Annotated in this window: 11 protein-coding genes and 1 other RNA gene; 5 read left to right on the forward strand and 7 right to left on the reverse strand. The window is 38.5% G+C overall.

Features of this window, described 5'->3' with window-relative positions; all coding sequences use genetic code 11:
• The coding region (locus tag ACNKXV_RS06930) for an Ig-like domain-containing protein (RefSeq protein ID WP_417906989.1) at positions 1-6607 on the reverse strand (6607 nt) is incomplete at its 3' end.
• Between the two features lie 602 nt (positions 6608-7209).
• Between ACNKXV_RS06930 and pdxH the strand changes: the two genes are divergently transcribed.
• The 4 genes from pdxH to ACNKXV_RS06950 are packed head-to-tail and all read left to right on the forward strand — an operon-like array spanning position 7210 to position 11354.
• Entirely contained in the window at positions 7210-7854 is a 645-nt protein-coding gene (pdxH, locus tag ACNKXV_RS06935) for a pyridoxamine 5'-phosphate oxidase (protein WP_417906990.1), read from the forward strand.
• A gap of 3 nt (positions 7855-7857) precedes the next feature.
• Positions 7858-8343, forward strand: a complete 486-nt coding sequence (locus ACNKXV_RS06940; RefSeq protein WP_417906991.1) for a SixA phosphatase family protein — start codon at positions 7858-7860, stop codon at positions 8341-8343.
• Between the two features lie 6 nt (positions 8344-8349).
• Positions 8350-10452: a polyphosphate kinase 1 gene (ppk1, locus tag ACNKXV_RS06945; RefSeq protein WP_417906992.1), complete on the forward strand. Its 2103-nt coding sequence runs from the start codon at positions 8350-8352 to the stop codon at positions 10450-10452.
• Positions 10452-11354: a Ppx/GppA phosphatase family protein gene (locus tag ACNKXV_RS06950; RefSeq protein WP_417906993.1), complete on the forward strand. Its 903-nt coding sequence runs from the start codon at positions 10452-10454 to the stop codon at positions 11352-11354. Before ppk1 ends, ACNKXV_RS06950 begins: the two co-directional genes overlap by 1 nt.
• Here the strand turns inward: ACNKXV_RS06950 and ACNKXV_RS06955 are convergent.
• Positions 11351-11932 (reverse strand): MiaE family protein, encoded by a 582-nt coding sequence (locus ACNKXV_RS06955; protein ID WP_417906994.1) that lies wholly within the window; start codon positions 11930-11932, stop codon positions 11351-11353. The genes ACNKXV_RS06950 and ACNKXV_RS06955 overlap by 4 nt on opposite strands.
• Before the next feature lie 3 nt (positions 11933-11935).
• Entirely contained in the window at positions 11936-13804 is a 1869-nt protein-coding gene (locus ACNKXV_RS06960; protein ID WP_417906995.1) for a DNA polymerase III subunit gamma/tau, read from the reverse strand.
• Positions 13805-13919: 115 nt separating this feature from the next.
• Between ACNKXV_RS06960 and rnpB the strand changes: the two genes are divergently transcribed.
• Positions 13920-14233: RNase P RNA component class A (gene rnpB, locus ACNKXV_RS06965), an RNA gene on the forward strand.
• Here rnpB and ACNKXV_RS06970 read toward each other — a convergent pair.
• The 4 genes from ACNKXV_RS06970 to ACNKXV_RS06985 form a co-directional block, all read right to left on the reverse strand.
• Positions 14228-15055 (reverse strand): glycoside hydrolase family 16 protein, encoded by an 828-nt coding sequence (locus tag ACNKXV_RS06970; protein WP_417906996.1) that lies wholly within the window; start codon positions 15053-15055, stop codon positions 14228-14230. The two genes, rnpB and ACNKXV_RS06970, sit on opposite strands and share 6 nt — an antisense overlap.
• Entirely contained in the window at positions 15055-15441 is a 387-nt protein-coding gene (locus ACNKXV_RS06975) for a hypothetical protein (protein WP_417906997.1), read from the reverse strand. Before ACNKXV_RS06975 ends, ACNKXV_RS06970 begins: the two co-directional genes overlap by 1 nt.
• Positions 15442-15457: 16 nt before the next feature.
• Positions 15458-15991, reverse strand: a complete 534-nt coding sequence (locus tag ACNKXV_RS06980) for an RsmD family RNA methyltransferase (protein ID WP_417906998.1) — start codon at positions 15989-15991, stop codon at positions 15458-15460.
• Positions 15991-16544: DUF3822 family protein (locus tag ACNKXV_RS06985; protein ID WP_417906999.1), on the reverse strand; the 554-nt coding region annotated here is incomplete at its 5' end. The genes ACNKXV_RS06980 and ACNKXV_RS06985, both read right to left, overlap by 1 nt.

Consider the following 16544-nt stretch of genomic DNA (forward strand, 5'->3'; position numbering starts at 1 on the left):
TAGCCAGGACACTTACCTCACCTGAAACCAGAACAGTAGCTGCTCCGCCTTCTTCCACGATTATTTCATCTTCCAGGGCAACCGGAGTATTATCATTTTCATTTGTAATACTTACTACCCAGGTTTCTTCATCGCTATTATCGTCTGAATCTGTTGCTTTGATGGTAACCACATAAGTGTTGTTGGCATCTGAATCTTCAGGGAATTCGTAATCCTTAGGATCCATTTTTACAACTCCGGTTTCGGGATCTATGGTGAATAGCGCAGCATCTGTTCCGCCGCTTATGCTATAAGTAATAGTTCCAATAGGTGTTCCGGTTATAGTTGGTGTAACACTGGTGTAAGGAGTATTTTCAGGAATGGAAACATCTGCAATGGCATCAATTTCAAAATCGGCAAATTCCACTTCATCAGTAATGGTTATCGCTAAAGTTTGTTCGTCTTTTTCTCCTGCAAGATCTTTTACAGTTACGGTCACATTATATACGTTATCTGCATCTGCATCCTGAGGTGATTCAAAATTTGGAGGAGTTAAGAAGTTTAGAATTCCGGTATTAGGATCCAATTCGAATAAACCTGCATCACCACCACTAAGTGAATAGGTAAGTTTCCCGTTCTCTTCAGTTTCATTATCCACATCTGTGGCTTCCCAGTCTATTACATTACTGGTGCTGTTTTCAATCACATTAATGGCCTGGAATGGAGCACTATCGAAGTTTGTAATAACCGGAGCATCATTAACCGGTACTACAGTGATTTCTACGGTAGCAATATTTCCTTCCAGATTATCGTCATCTGTTGCCGAATAAGTGAATGAAGTTATTCCATTATAATCCTGTGCCGGACTAAACACTAATTTGTCAAAATCAGCAATTGGGATTTCCTGACCAATTTCTACCAGCGTATTATTAAGGCTGAGATCTCCATCATTGGATAAAGATTTTATGGTAAAGAACTGAATGGTTCCATCTATATCATCTGCACTTAAAGAGATATCGATATCTGTATCCTCGTCACCGCTGAAAAATTTATCGTCAGCAACCGGTGGATCATTAACCTCTATAATTTCGATGTCGACCGTTACAGTATTACTATCATTATCCCCGTCATTGGCTTTATAAGTAAAACTGTCCGATATAGTTTCAGACCCATCGTGAGTATATGTAAAAGTACCGTCACTATTTAAGGTCAGGGTTCCATGATTTACTCCATCTACAAGAATAGCTGTTAAAACGTCATTATCGGCATCGGTATCATTCTCCAATACACTATCCTTGCCGGATGCTAATGAAGTTGCTGTCCCTCCTTCATTCACAATAATTTTATCAGCCTCTGCAACCGGGATGTTATCGTTAATGTTCGTAATACTAACTACCCAGGTTTCTTCATCGCTGTTATTATCAGAATCTGTAGCTTTAATTGTAACCTGATAAGTGTTGTTGGCATCTGAATCTATAGGATTTTCATAATCTTTTGCATCCATTTTTACAATTCCGGTTTCCGGATCAATGGTGAATAGGCTTGCGTCTAATCCTCCGCTAATACTGTAAGTTACCGTTCCAATTGGTGTACCGTTAATAGTAGGTTGAACACTGGTATATGGAGTGTTTTCTGCAATAGAGATATCATCTATAGGGTTGATATTGAATATCGCCGATTCTACTTCATTTAAAACGGTTATATCCAGAGATTGTATATCGGTTTCCCCGGCCTCATCTCTTACAGTAACAATAACTTTATAAACATTGTCCCCATCAAGATCTGAAGGATCTTCAAAATCTGGAGTGGTAATAAATTCAAGTACACCTGTATCTGTGTTTAGGGTGAATAAAGCAGCGTCTTCTCCGGTTAGGGCATAGGTAAGGCCGCCTCCGTTTTCTGTCTCCCCATCAACATCTGTAGCATCCCAGTCTATAACAGGGTTGGTGCTATTTTCAATATAGGTAGTGGCGTTCTCTGGTAAACTACTATTATTTGTAATTACCGGTGCATCATTAACCTCATCTACAGCAATATTCACTGTTGCAATATTTCCCTTCTGGTCATCATCATCTGTTGCTGAATAGGTAAATAAGGTAGCTCCGTTAAAATCTGGTTCTGGAATAAAGACCAGTTTCTTAGCGTCTTCCGGTGAAATTTGTTGTCCGGCAGTAAGAACCGAATTGTTCAGGGTTAGATCACCTTTTGCCAGGATGGATTCAATCGTAATGAACTGGATCGTACCATCTACATCTGTTGCGGTTAGGATGATATCGATAGATGTATCCTCATCTCCACTGAAAAACTTGTTGGCCGCAACCGGCGGATCGTTTACTTCAATAATAGTGATCCACACGGTGGCAATATTACTTTCAGCTTTGGCATCACTTACCTTATAAGTGAATTTATCTGATGTAGTTTCAGTTCCATCATGTTCATAACTAAATGTGCCATCGTCGTTTAAGATTAAAGTACCGTGTTGAACATTGTCCACCAAAATTACAGTAAGGTTATCACCATCGCCATCGGTGTCATTTTCAAGTACACTTAGTTTTCCGCTTTCCAGGATAGTAGCAGTAGCCCCTTCGTTCACTTCAATATAATCTTCATTGGCAATTGGTACATCATTCACAGGTGTGATCGTAATTGATACTGTGGCAACATTGCTGTCCAGGTTCCCATCATTCGCTTTATAGGTAAAACTGTCTGTTAATGTTTCTGAACCATCATGTTCATAAGAGAAGGTACCATCACTGTTCAAAATCAAGGTTCCATGATCTACATCTTTAACAAGAATTGCGGTAAGAGTATTATTTTCTGCATCTGTATCATTAAACAATACCGAAGCTTCACCTGAAACCAGAGAGGTTGCTGTTTCGTTCTCATCAACCAGAATAGCATCATTTACTGCTTTAGGAGCATCGTTTACTGGTTTTATTGTGATAGTTACGGTGACCGTATTACTATCCTTATCTCCATCGTTCGCTTTATACTTAAAACTATCTGAAGTCGTCTCAGAACCATCATGTGTATAAATAAATGTGCCATCTGGATTAAGAGTTAGCGTACCATTGGTTACTCCGCTTACTAATATGGCTGTTAGATTATTACTATCAGGATCAGTATCATTCTTTAAAACACTTGTCTCGGTTGAAACCAGAGTGGAGGTGCTGGCCCCTTCATCTACCTGGATCGCATCTGCAACAGCAACCGGTGCATCGTTTACCGGTATAATATTAATAGTTACAACTACAGGGTTACTATCGAAAGTTCCATCGTTAGCTTTATAAGTGAAACTATCACTAAATTCTTCCTCACCATTATGTTTATAGATAAAAGTTCCATCAGGATTCAGCGTTAGAGTTCCATGCTGTACTCCACTAACTAAGATAGCTGTCAAAGGGTTCCCATCTGCATCTGTATCATTTGCCAATACAGAATTAAAACCCGATTGTAAAACGTTAATTGATCCTCCTTCATTCACCTCTATCTGATCTGTAACAGCTACAGGTGCATTGTCATTTGTATTAGTGATATATACAATCCAGGATTCCTCATCACTGTTATTATCAAGATCTGTAGCCCGGATGGTTATTTCATAAGAGTTGTTAGCATCAGAATCTACCGGGTTTTCGTAGTCCTTAGGATCCATTTTAACGACTCCTGTAATAGGGTTGATGGTAAATAAACTTGCATCTGCACCACCACTAATACTGTAAACCACGGTGTTTCCAATAGGAGTTCCGGAAATAACTGGTGTTACACTTATGTATGGAGTATTTTCAGCTATCTCAACATCCTCAATAGGATTTATACTAAAGTTGGAAGACTCCACTTCATTCGTCACTGTAATAGCCAAATCTTGTACATCGGTTAGACCGGCAACATCACTTACCGTTACTGTTACATTGTAAATATTATCTGTATTTGAATCTACTGGTGCTTCAAAATCTGGCGGACTTAAAAATTTAAGAATTCCGGTATTTGGATTTAAAGTAAATAAGTTGGCGTCCTCGCCGGTAAGGGCATACGTAAGCTTTTCATTTTCTTCAGTTTCTCCATCAACATCTGTAGCATCCCAATCTATGACAGGGCTGGTGCTGTTTTCAGGAAAAAGTTTAAAATTGGTTGGTAAACTATTGTTATTTGTAATTTTCGGAGCATCATTTACGGGAAGTACATTTATAGTAATTGTGGCAATATTTCCCTCAAGTCCATCATTATCTATGGCAGAATAAGTAAAAGTTGGTGAGCCATTATAATTTAAAGCCGGAGCAAAAATCAAGGCTGCCTGATTTGATAATGGGATAAGGTCTCCCACTTTTAGAACAACCGTCGTTAATTTAAGAACACCATTAGATGGCAGACTTTTAATTTTGAAGCTTTCAATGGTCCCATCAACATCGCTACCACTTAAGGTCACGCCAATGTTTGTATCTTCATTTCCACTAAAAGTATCGTCGTTTGCAACCGGAGCATCATTAACAGGGATAATGGTAATGATCACTGTAACCGTATTACTGAACACCTTGCCATCATAGACTTTATAGGTAAAACTATCTGTTGAAGGAGTTTCTGAACCATTATGAGTATAGGTAAATGTTCCATTTTCGTTAAGAATAAGAGTCCCATGTGAAACATTATCTACCAAAACAGCGGTAAGGGCATCTCCGTCAACATCAATATCATTCGCCAGAACAGTATTATTTACAACATTATTCACTGGTACTAAAGTGGTCGCAACACCACCTTCATTGACTCTTATCGCATCTGGTTGAGCAACAGGTGCATCGTTAAGAGAATTTACCGTAACTGTTACTAGGGCAGTATCTGTTCCACAGTCATTATCTGTAATGGTATAAACAAACGTATCGACCCCATGAAAATTGGCATCTGGTGAATATTTGATTTCATTACCAATTATTTGTGCTGTTCCATTATCAGGATCAGTTACTGCAGTTATCACTAAACTATCATCTTCAAGATCTGTATCGTTGGCGATGACACTGATGGTCAACGGCGTATCCTCATCTGTGGAATTTAAATCTGGATTAGCTACGGGTTTTTCCTTTAATTGTAAAACAACCTCTGTTCTTCCATCACTAATACATCCACCATTTTGAGAAACTGCTTCTGCCCAATAGGATTTTGTTCCCGGGACAGATAGTGTAGGAGATAACACAGGGGTAGTTCCATCAACCGTATCGTACCAAACTATATCTGTGCCTGGACTGGATTCAATGGCATTATTGGCATTTAAGACTTGGCCCGTATCACACTGACTAAAACCTCCATTATTATAACTTGTATTAGTATCAGGATTATCTGGTAATGCCTGGATGGTGACTTCATAGGTTGAAGTAAGATCTTCACACCCATAGCTGTCAAAAGTATATATTATCTCATATGTCCCCGGAGCACTATCGGCGATATCTATGACTCCACTTTCACTTTTACCATTCGCATCCTGATCTACAAATTTTAGGCCTAGCGGACTGGGAGCAGTGAAAGTTCCATTTTTAACTCCTTCAATTTTTGGAGTATAGGTGTCCGGAAAGTTTTCGCAAACCGGGTTAGGTTCGTAAGTTATCCTCGCTGCTCCAAAGAAAATATCTACGGGAACCGGTCCAATAAAGTCTATTAACTGGGCGCTATCTGAAGTTGAGGTTTTGGTTTTAACCAGTAATGATTCCAGTTCAATTCCATCACAAAGCTGACCTGCAATTCCGTTAAAAATTTTGGTCATATTTAATCCGGCTTCTACAAATAAATACGAATCATATACTGAAGCGTTACTATTGGTAAAAGGTCTTCTAATCACCGTAGTATTTCCTGAAGCAAAGGCGTCGTTAGCTCCAATAGATGCAGTATACTCAACATAGGTGTTATTTTCCCATATAAAGAACTGTACGGTAGCATTAGATCCACCGTTGCTATATTTAACGGAGATAAGAAAATCACCTTCACTTCTACCTTTACCATTGGCATTAGTAGTGGTGAAAGAGCTGGTAGAAGGATCGTGAAAAACTCCTCCCTGAAAAAATTCAAAATCTATATAACTGGTACCGTTATTTTTAAGTCGGTCACTCCCTACAAACAACCACTGGTCTCCCTGAGAGTTTCTCGATATATGGTAAAAAGCCGTGCTCATATCACCTTTTCCGGGACTGGCACCTGCCTGTTTACTTTTCCATTGGGTTGGATCATCAGTATATTTTAACCCACCACCAAAAACACTATCTAAAGCTGATTCAATAGGGTCGATTACAAATACAGAGGTATTGGGATCTACAGCACTAGTAACAGTTTTTAATTGTCCATTAATAAGCTTTTCTTCTTCGAAGAATATATAATTATTACCACTTAATACATATTCGTTCCCGTTCCAAAAAGGAGCCCAGTCAATACCATCTGGAACATCTTTAGCTGTAAGATTGCCGTCAATTTCAAATCTTCCGGGAGGATCCAGGATAGGAATGTAAGTTTGTGCAAAAGCCTGATTAAAATTAATCAAACACATAAACCCCATTAGAACAATGCTTAGAAGTCCTCTTGAAAATTTAATCTTTTGAATGTTCAGACCAATCAAGGTCACATTCACATACCGAAATGTAGTTTTCCAAATCATATAATAATGTTTTAGACTCATCAATAATTTATACCATCGCCATTCGCGAGCAAAATGATTTGGGGGGCTATCATTACATATTGGTGCAAACAATATGTATACTATACATTGTTAGGTGGTTTACATACCGGTTTTAATGATATGATCGTGATTTGGGGGGAATAAATCAGGTAGGTATATGTGGTAATAGAATAAAAACCAAAGAAGTGGGGGGTCGTATCTATTGGTGTATGAAGTAAAATTATTACAATTTAATATCCTGCCAATCAGTTATTTAAATTAATAGGCGAAAAAGGTAAAAATCTCGATAAACCACCATAAGCTGATTTTGTAATCAGCTATATTTGAAGGAATTACACTCTTAAATTATGTTAAATTTGTAGGGATAAAAAATATTATTGGGGGATTTCCTGTAAGAAAAGATTCAATTTTGTCAGATTCTATGTAATATATTTCTGAAACTCTTAGTAGTTCACGGACTACTTTTATTTTTTATGTGTTAAAAGCCTGATTTATATTTCTATCTTTAAGAGGAATCACCTAAGATAATTAGTTTTTTCCCTAATATTAATCTCGTAAATTGCAGCAAAGATTGTATCATAATGAACCGTGACCTTAAGGATTACCGTAAATCATATGAAAAAGGGATGCTTTTAGAAAAAGATATTCCCAATGACCCATTCATCCTGTTTAGATCCTGGTTTGAAACTGCAGATGCCAGTCCTGAAGTTGACGAAGCTAATGCGATGAGTATTTCTACGGTAGGAAAAGATATGATGCCTAAAACCAGAATTGTACTTCTTAAAGGATATGATCTCCAAGGGTTCTATTTTTATACAAATTACAGTTCTGAAAAAGGCAGGGCCTTAGAAGAAAACCCTCAATGTTGTATTTCATTTTTCTGGCCTGCTCTGGAAAAACAAATTATAATTCAGGGGATGGCAGAGAAGATTTCAAAAGAAGCTTCTGAAGCCTATTTTCATTCCCGGCCAAGAGGAAGTCAGTTAGGTGCTCTAGCCTCTGATCAAAGTTCTCAGATTGAATCAAGAACTGTTCTGGAAGAAAAGTTAAATAAACTGGAGCAGGACCTAGAAGGAAAAGAAATACCATTACCTCAATCCTGGGGAGGGTATATTGTAAAACCCCGTTCGTTCGAATTCTGGCAGGGCAGGAGAAGCCGGCTTCATGACAGGATTAGATTTTCGTTAAATGCCGGAAACTGGAATATTGAACGTTTAGCACCTTAAAATATGAAACGATTAATCTTAGTACGTCATGGTAAATCTTCCTGGGATAATGATTTGCCAGATCATAAAAGGCCTTTAAAAAAAAGAGGTTATAAAGATGCAGAAGTGGTATTGAAAGCTTTTGATCATTTTTATAAACCGGGAGCCCTGCTATGGAGTAGTTACGCCGTTAGGGCGCATGAAACTGCTAAGATGTTCAAGGAAAAACTAAACGTGCCAGATAGTGATTTTGAGATAAAGGAAGAGCTATATACATTCAATCAAAATGAACTCCTGTCTTTTATTCAAACATGTCCGGACGATCGTGAAAAATTAATGATTTTTGCACATAACCCAGCCCTGACCATTCTGGTAAATTCATTAGGCGATAAACATATTGACAATTTACCTACCACGGGTTTATGTGTTATAGATTTTAAGGTAAATACCTGGAAAGAGATTGAAGAAGGAAAAACATTGCTAACCCTGTTCCCAAAAAACCTGCGCTAATACTATATGGCTCAAAAACGGTATATCAATAGAGAATTAAGCTGGTTGTCCTTTAATGCCAGAGTTTTACAGGAAGCAGCAGATGAGACTGTTCCATTAATAGAAAGATTAAGATTTCTGGGTATTTTTTCCAATAACCTTGACGAATTTTTTAAGGTTAGGTATGCCACCGTTAAACGGATAGATCTGGCAGGAAAAGCAGGGAAAAGAGTACTTGGTGGAATAAAAGCCAGTAAATTACTTGAGGAGATCACCAAGATAGTGATCGATCAACAGTCTGAAAGTTTGAAGATCCTGGAGGATATTCATGAGAAGCTTTTAGATCATGATATACATATTATAAAAGAGCATCAGGTAACCCGGAATCAGCAGGATTTTTTAAAGACCTTTTTTTTAAGTAAAGTAAGCCCGGCTCTTGTAACCATTATCTTAAATGATCTTCCGGAAATGCCGTCCTTAAAGGATAGTGCAGCATACCTCGCGGTAAAAATGGTAATGACCGAAGAAACTGAGGCAACTGAAGGTATCTCCAAGATCCTGAATAGAAAGGTTAAGGATAAAAAATATGTCCTTATAGAAATTCCCCGTAATATTGAAAGGTTTGTTGTTTTGCCTGAAGAGAACGGCAAACAGTACATTATCCTTCTGGACGATCTAATTAGATATAACCTTCATACCATTTTCAATATTTTCAATTATGAGAGCTTATCTGCTCACATGATCAAGATCACCCGGGATGCCGGTTTAGATCTGGACAGTGATCTGAGTAAAAGTTTTATCGAGAAGATTTCAGATAGTGTAAAAGATCGTATCAAGGGTGATCCGGTAAGGTTCGTATACGATAAAAATATAGACAGCGAAACTCTTACCTATCTAATGAATAAGATGGGAATTGAGTCGACAGACAGTATTATACCCGGCGGTAGATATCATAACCGGAGAGATTACATGGACTTCCCCAGTCTGGGAAGAAAGGACCTTCAATACGAAGTTAGGGAGCCATTACCAATTCCGGGTCTTATCCTGCAAACCAGTGTCCTCAAGGGAATAGCCGAAAAAGACTATCTCCTGTACACACCTTACCAGAGTTTTGCCTATGTGGTAAAATTCCTAAGGGAAGCGGCCCTTGATCCAAAGGTAAGAACCATAAAGATCACTATTTACAGGTTAGCCAAGATCTCCCACATAGCCAGTTCTCTTATCAATGCGGTGAAAAATGGTAAAAAGGTTACTGTGCAAATTGAACTTAGAGCCAGATTTGATGAGGTAGCCAATATTCGTTATGCTGAACAAATGCAGGAAGAAGGAGTAAACCTTATTTTTGGTGTACCCGGCCTTAAAGTGCATTGTAAAACTTGCGTGATAGAACGTGAGGAAGATGGTAAATTAAAACGTTATGGTTTTATAAGTACCGGAAACTTCAATGAAAATACATCCAGGGTTTATACAGATTATACCTTGTTTACCGCCAACCCTGCAATTTTAAAAGAGGTTAACATGGTTTTTGACTTCTTCGAAACCAATTACAAAGTGAATAAGTATAAACACCTTATTGTTTCTCCGCATTATACGCGGAATGTCATCTATAACCTAATTCAAACCGAAATTGACAATGCCAAAAACGGGAAACCGGCATCGATAAGATTAAAGCTTAATAGTCTTTCAGATAACGGGATTATTGACAAATTATACCTGGCCAGTAAAGCAGGGGTAAAGATCAAATTACTGGTGAGAGGAATTTGTTGTCTAATTCCGGGAGTAGAAGGTCTCAGTGAAAATATAGAAGCGATAAGTATCGTGGATAAATTCCTGGAACATCCAAGGGTGTTTATTTTTCAGAATAATGACAATCCAAAAGTATATATTTCTTCTGCCGATTTCATGACCAGAAACCTGGATCAACGAGTGGAAATTTCCTGTCCAATATATGATGAAGATGTTAAACAGGAATTGATTGAAACGTTTGAGATTAGCTGGAATGACAATGTAAAAGCCAGGAAACATTGCCGGGGAATGGAGAATCCATATAGGGTAACTAAAGGCAAAAAGATTAGATCTCAGTTTGCCCTTTATGATTACTATTTAAGAAAAACTGAAATTTACGAGTAATGATCAAACAAAGAACCTACGCTGCTATAGATATTGGATCCAATGCCGTAAGGCTTCTGGTTTCCACAATTACTGAAAAGGAGGGAATGGAAACCAACTTTAGAAAGACTTCTTTAGTGAGGGTGCCGATCCGGCTTGGGGTAGATGTTTTCCTAAAAAAGAAAGTTTCAGATAAGAACACAACCCGAATGATCGATACCATGCATGCATTTAATCTGTTGATGAAATCCCATGGTGTGGAAAAATACAAGGCTTGCGCAACTTCAGCAATGAGGGAGGCCAGTAACGGGAATGAGATCACGAATATCATAAAGGAGAAATCCGGGATAGATATCGAGATCATTGACGGGAGCCATGAGGCGGCGATTATTGCCGCAACAGATCTTCATGCCCTGATCCAGAATGATTGTAATTATCTATATGTAGATGTTGGGGGGGGAAGTACAGAATATACTATGTACAGTAATGGAAAGACTATCACGTCAAGGTCGTTCAAAGTTGGTACGGTGAGAATGATGGAAGATCTGGTTGAACATAGAACCTGGGAAGAAATGCGGGAATGGGTAAAAGAAACCACGCATGATTTTGATAATATTGACCTGATAGGTTCCGGGGGAAATATTAATAATATTTTCAAGACCAGTGGTAAAAAGGAAGGAAAGCCTTTAAGCCTGAAGTATCTTAAAGATTATGATGAAAAATTAAACTCCTATACTTATGAAGAAAGGATCACTGAGCTGGATCTAAAAAATGACCGGGCAGATGTTATCATCCCTGCTACCAAGATCTATGTGAACTCTATGAAATGGGCAAAAGCCAATTGGATTCATGTACCAAAAATCGGACTGGCAGATGGAATAATAAAATCTCTTTATAACGAGTCTAGAAGGAAAAAGTCTTAGCCGTGAATGGTTTCTTTGTTGCCAAGGTCTTTCATGACCTTAGCTTCAAATTCCAGCAGCTCCTGCCATTTTCTATCTACTTCTTCGCGATCACCATACTTTCTCGCAAATTTGAGAAACATGGTATAATGGTTAGCCTCGCTCACCATCAGATCTCTGTAGAATTTTGCCAGATCGGGGTCATCAAGTTCTTCAGATAATAACCTGAACCTCTCACAGCTTCTTGCTTCAATCAGTCCCGCGATCAATAAGCGATGAACCATCTGGGTTACCCTGCTACCGCCTTTCGGGAAGAATTCCCTAAGCTTAAGCACATATTCGTCTTTGCGATCCCGACCCATTACATAACCCATTTTAAGCAGCCTGTCGTGAACCATTTTAAAATGTCCCATTTCCTCACGGGCAAGAGCAGTCATGGCTGTTACCAGTTCGGAATATTCGGGATAGGTTACTATAAAAGAGATGGCGGTAGATGCTGCTTTTTGTTCACAATAAGCATGGTCTACCAGAATTTCTTCAATGTTCTTTTGAGCAATATCTGCCCATCTGGGATCTGTGGGTAATTTAAGTCCTAACATAAATCAAACGTCTAAATCAAAAGTTGCTCTAAGTTTGTCTAAAAGAGGGTTCGCTTCTTTCAGTTTTTCATATTTTTCCTGAGGGGTAAAGGCATATTTTTTTGAGATAGCTTCATTAACATGAACCTCCAGGGTTATGTAGGTGTTTCTCAATTCAGCCTTTAAAAAAGCCATTAACCTATTCTCCTCCTTTTCAAGATCCAATCTCATGGTCTCGTTGGGAAAGGTTAAGTGAATAACTTTGTTTTTAAGAGTAGGAACCTGGGATTCAAGAATGGAGGCAAGGATCTTTTCTCCTTTGTGCTTTAATTTCTCAGTGTAATTCTTCCAGGCGGTAACAAGGTCTTCTTCAGTAAAACTGTCGTCCATTACCTTTTCTACAGGTTTCATGGATTTTTGCTTTTCTACCAGTTCCTTCTTCTTGCCTATACTTTTAAGGGAAAGGCCTGATACCTTTTCTCTTTTAATTTCGGGGAATGCTCTTTTCTTTTCTGGTTCCTGTTTCACAGGTTCAGTTTGATCAACTGCAGATTTTTGTTCCTGCCTTACTTCTGAACTTTCAGAGGTGGTTACAGGTTGGACTTGTTCTTCAGTTTTAGCTGAAGGATTGGTTTCAGAATAATAGTTTTCTTCAGCCTCGGTTGCACAACTTTCTACAGCTTTTCCGGCCGTCGCCTGACCTGTCTCTTCTGAAGGGGAAGAAGTATCATGTTCATTATCCCTGATGAGGTTTTTCTTTTCGGTAGAAATATTTACCGCAGATTGCTCAAAATGGGAAGGGGGAATTATTTTACGGTCAGACTTTTTTTTTTCGGCCTCAAAAGTAACAGAGGCAAGTTGCATAAGACAAAGTTCTACCAGTAAACGCTGATTCTGGCTGGTCTTATATTTTAAGTCGCAATTATTGGCAAGCTCAATCGCTTCAAGTAAAAATTGATGAGAAGTCTTTTGAGACTGCTCAAAATATTTTGCTTTGGTTTGCTCGCCAACTTCCAGAAGTTTGATGGTTTTTTGATCCTTGCATACCAGAAGGTCCCTGAAATGAGAGGCTAAACCGGCAATAAAATGATGACCATCAAATCCTGTGGTAAGAATATCATTGAACTTTATGAGTAGTTGTGGAATATCATTTTCCAGGATTAGATCTGTTACCTGCATGTAGGTATCATAATCCAGGACATTTAGATTTTCTGTTACTGCCTGTCTGGTAAGATTGGCACCACTAAAACTAACCACCCTATCGTATATGGAAAGGGCATCCCTCATAGCACCATCTGCTTTTTGAGCAATTATGTGCAGGGCGTCCTCTTCGGCATTTACGCCTTCCTGTTCTGCGATATATCCCAGATATTGTCTGGCATCAGATACCGTGATCCTTTTAAAGTCAAAGATCTGGCAACGGGACAAAATGGTTGGAATTATCTTATGTTTTTCGGTAGTTGCGAGAATAAAGATCGCGTGTTTTGGCGGTTCTTCGAGGGTCTTAAGAAATGCGTTAAAGGCTGAAGGCGAGAGCATATGCACCTCATCAATAATATACACTTTGTAATTTCCAACCTGTGGAGGGATCCTTACCTGGTCGATAAGATTACGAATATCGTCTACCGAGTTATTGGATGCGGCATCCAATTCAAAAATATTGAAGGCGAAGTCCTCATCCGGGCTTTGAGTACCATCATTATTGATCATTTTGGCCAGAATACGGGCACAAGTCGTTTTTCCAACACCTCGTGGCCCGGTGAATAGCAAAGCCTGGGCCAGGTGATTGTTACTAATTGCATTGGCAAGAGTATTGGTGATCGCCTGTTGGCCTACCACATCTTTAAAAGTTTGTGGTCTGTATTTTCTTGCTGATACTACAAAATGCTCCATCAAAATTTATTGAACTACAAATATAAAAATCACAGGCCTAATGAGGGTGGTACACCCTGTTTTTTATGAACAAATATGGGAAGAAATCAACATATTTTAACTTACATTTGCCCCCGAAGCAGGCCGCCTTATCGTTCCGACATTATTTCGGGGAGGAAAGTCCGGACACCACAGGGCAGTATAGTGGGTAACGCCCACCGGTCGTGAGATCAGGACCAGTGCAACAGAAAGGATGTACAGGTTAAGCTGTAGTGAAATCAGGTAAACTCTATGCGGTGCAATGCCATGTATACCGGCATTTAAGGATCGCCCGTCCGTTGCCGGAGGGTAGGCAGCTAAAGATTAGTGGTAACACTAATCGCAGATAAATGATAAGGATCCCGGTCAATTACCGGGATACAGAATCCGGCTTATAGGCCTGCTTTATTTTTTTAGTTTATAAACCCGCACATAGTCTATAAAAAGTTTCTGCGGAAAGATATCTTTCTCAATTTCCCCCGGCCAGTTTCCACCTACAGCGAGATTTATAATTAAGTAGAACGGTTTATGAAATGGATTGTTTTCAGGCTTCGCTTCTGAAATTTTAAAACTATGGTAGACTTTCCCATCAACCAAAAAGTCGATTTTCTCAGGAGTCCACACCGCTGAGTAAAGATGATATTGCTTTGAAGGGTTTTCCAGGCTGGTACTGGCTGTGGAAGATTTATATCCAGTATTATTATCCCAGGGGTAATGAACCGTGCCATGTATTATCAAGGAATCCTTTCCTACATGTTCCATAATATCTATCTCGCCGGCATTTGGATAGGCAACTTCTTTGAAGTTTGCGCCTAACATCCAAATGGCGGGCCACAGACCTTTACCTTCAGGTAATTTGGCACTTATATCTATTCGTCCATAGGTAATTTCAATTTTACCACGGGTGTGTATACTGCCAGAAGTGTAATTTGCAAACTGGGTATTATATCTGTAATTCTTAATAACGGAATTGAATTTTTTATTATAATAGGTCTCCCTTCGGGCAGTTATTTCGAGTTTGCCATCTTTGACCCTTACATTCCTTTTACGTTTTGTATAAATCTGTTTTTCCAGGTTTCGGATGAAACCTGTTTCGTAATTCCAGAATTCCGGATTAGGTTTACCTTCAGTATTAAATTCGTCATGCCATAATAATTCGTAGTTCTGAGAAATCATAGAATAGGAGAGTAGTAAGAAGAAAAATTGAAGTATCCTGAATCTGTTTTTTTGCATTAAGAAGAACTATTCTTTAAAAGCCTGTTCGCCCAGGCGATCGCCTCTTCTCTGGTATGGAACATTTCAAAAGGAACGGTGGCGAATTTTTTCTCGAAGTTGGTCACACTGGCCTGATCAAATTCCTTTAAAATTATACCAATTCCCAGGAGAGTGTTTTTTTGGATAAGATCGATGTAAACCACAGGGTTTACATTGTATTTATATTTTCTGTCGCTTATATAAACAAATTTTCTATTACCAAACTCGTCATGGCAGATACTTCTTAATTCCTCGATTCTTTCAAAATCAATTAATTCATCCTCCTTAATGGTGGCAATTAAATATGATTTATAAATTACGAGGTGTACATAAGAAAGAGAAATTTCTTTAACAGGATGATCCATTTCCTAAGATACCCATTTATTCGAAGAAACTAAAAACTGAACTTCCATATTTTCTGCTGTTAACAAAATTTGGAACATCAGAAAGGTCTGTATGTTTGGAATGTTCGATGATCAATTGGCCGTCCTCGTTCAGCAAATTATTGGTAAATACCAGCGTGGCAATTTTTTCAAATTCGGCCTTCTCGAAATTATATGGAGGATCGGCAAAAATCAAGTCTGCTTTAACCGAAGCATTTTCCAGATATTTATATACATCGCTTTTGATGGTGAGAATAGGGAATTCAAGTTCCGCTGCCGTTTTCTTTATAAATTTTACGCAATCAAAATTGGCATCAACTGCGGTAACTTCTTCTGAACCTCTGGCGGCAAATTCGTAAGAGATGTTTCCTGTGCCCGCAAAAAGATCCAGCACACTAATATTGGAGAGATGGTATTGATTGTTCAGGATATTGAATAATGCCTCTTTCGCCATGTCTGTGGTTGGGCGCACCGGTAATTTGGATGGAGCAACCAATCTTCGTCCCTTATGTCTTCCTGAAATTATTCTCATTATAAACTTTTAAGAATTAGATATTCTGATAATTGATTTGCCGGATTTACTTCTTCCTTAAAAGAGTAGGGATGAAACGGACCGGAAAATGAAATGTTCTTAATGTAATTCCAGGCCATTTGATATTCCTCTGATTCTTTCTCGATACTCCCAAGAAGTATTAATTCAAATTTTAATGGATCCAGGTTAAGCTGTTCTGCAGTAAAAAGGAGATAGTATAGAAAATCCTCCTTCGTATCATATTGAAAACTATTAGCGAAAAGTAGTTTTTGATCCTCAATAATCACTAATTCGTATTGATTTTGATGAGCATGAAGGTAAACAACCGGTGCAGGATTTGGATCCAACTCCAATAGGGATTCCAGCAAGATGCTCATACTGTGCCTGTATTCAAATTCGCCATAGCGCTCAAAAAAGTAGTTGGTAATGTTTGCATATGGGATGTAAACATTCACAATTTCTTCCCTGATCTCGTCAAAAGCAATAAAATCGGTTTTAAGGATCTTGGTATTAAATTGAAGATAGGAGGCAGCATTATCTTCATCAAAAACAT

It is taken from the genome of Christiangramia aquimixticola, assembly GCF_048285835.1.
GTDB classification, from domain to species: domain Bacteria; phylum Bacteroidota; class Bacteroidia; order Flavobacteriales; family Flavobacteriaceae; genus Christiangramia; species Christiangramia aquimixticola.

Bases quoted from the DNA above. Each gene is read 5' to 3' on its own strand.
- ACNKXV_RS06955 (WP_417906994.1), bottom strand. From the start codon at position 11,932: ATGTTAGGACTTAAATTACCCACAGATCCCAGATGGGCAGATATTGCT.
- ACNKXV_RS06940 (WP_417906991.1), top strand. From the start codon at position 7,858: ATGAAACGATTAATCTTAGTACGTCATGGTAAATCTTCCTGGGATAAT.
- ACNKXV_RS06980 (WP_417906998.1), bottom strand. From the start codon at position 15,991: ATGAGAATAATTTCAGGAAGACATAAGGGACGAAGATTGGTTGCTCCA.
- ACNKXV_RS06975 (WP_417906997.1), bottom strand. From the start codon at position 15,441: ATGGATCATCCTGTTAAAGAAATTTCTCTTTCTTATGTACACCTCGTA.
- ACNKXV_RS06950 (WP_417906993.1), top strand. From the start codon at position 10,452: ATGATCAAACAAAGAACCTACGCTGCTATAGATATTGGATCCAATGCC.
- ACNKXV_RS06970 (WP_417906996.1), bottom strand. From the start codon at position 15,055: ATGCAAAAAAACAGATTCAGGATACTTCAATTTTTCTTCTTACTACTC.
- ppk1 (WP_417906992.1), top strand. From the start codon at position 8,350: ATGGCTCAAAAACGGTATATCAATAGAGAATTAAGCTGGTTGTCCTTT.
- pdxH (WP_417906990.1), top strand. From the start codon at position 7,210: ATGAACCGTGACCTTAAGGATTACCGTAAATCATATGAAAAAGGGATG.
- ACNKXV_RS06960 (WP_417906995.1), bottom strand. From the start codon at position 13,804: ATGGAGCATTTTGTAGTATCAGCAAGAAAATACAGACCACAAACTTTT.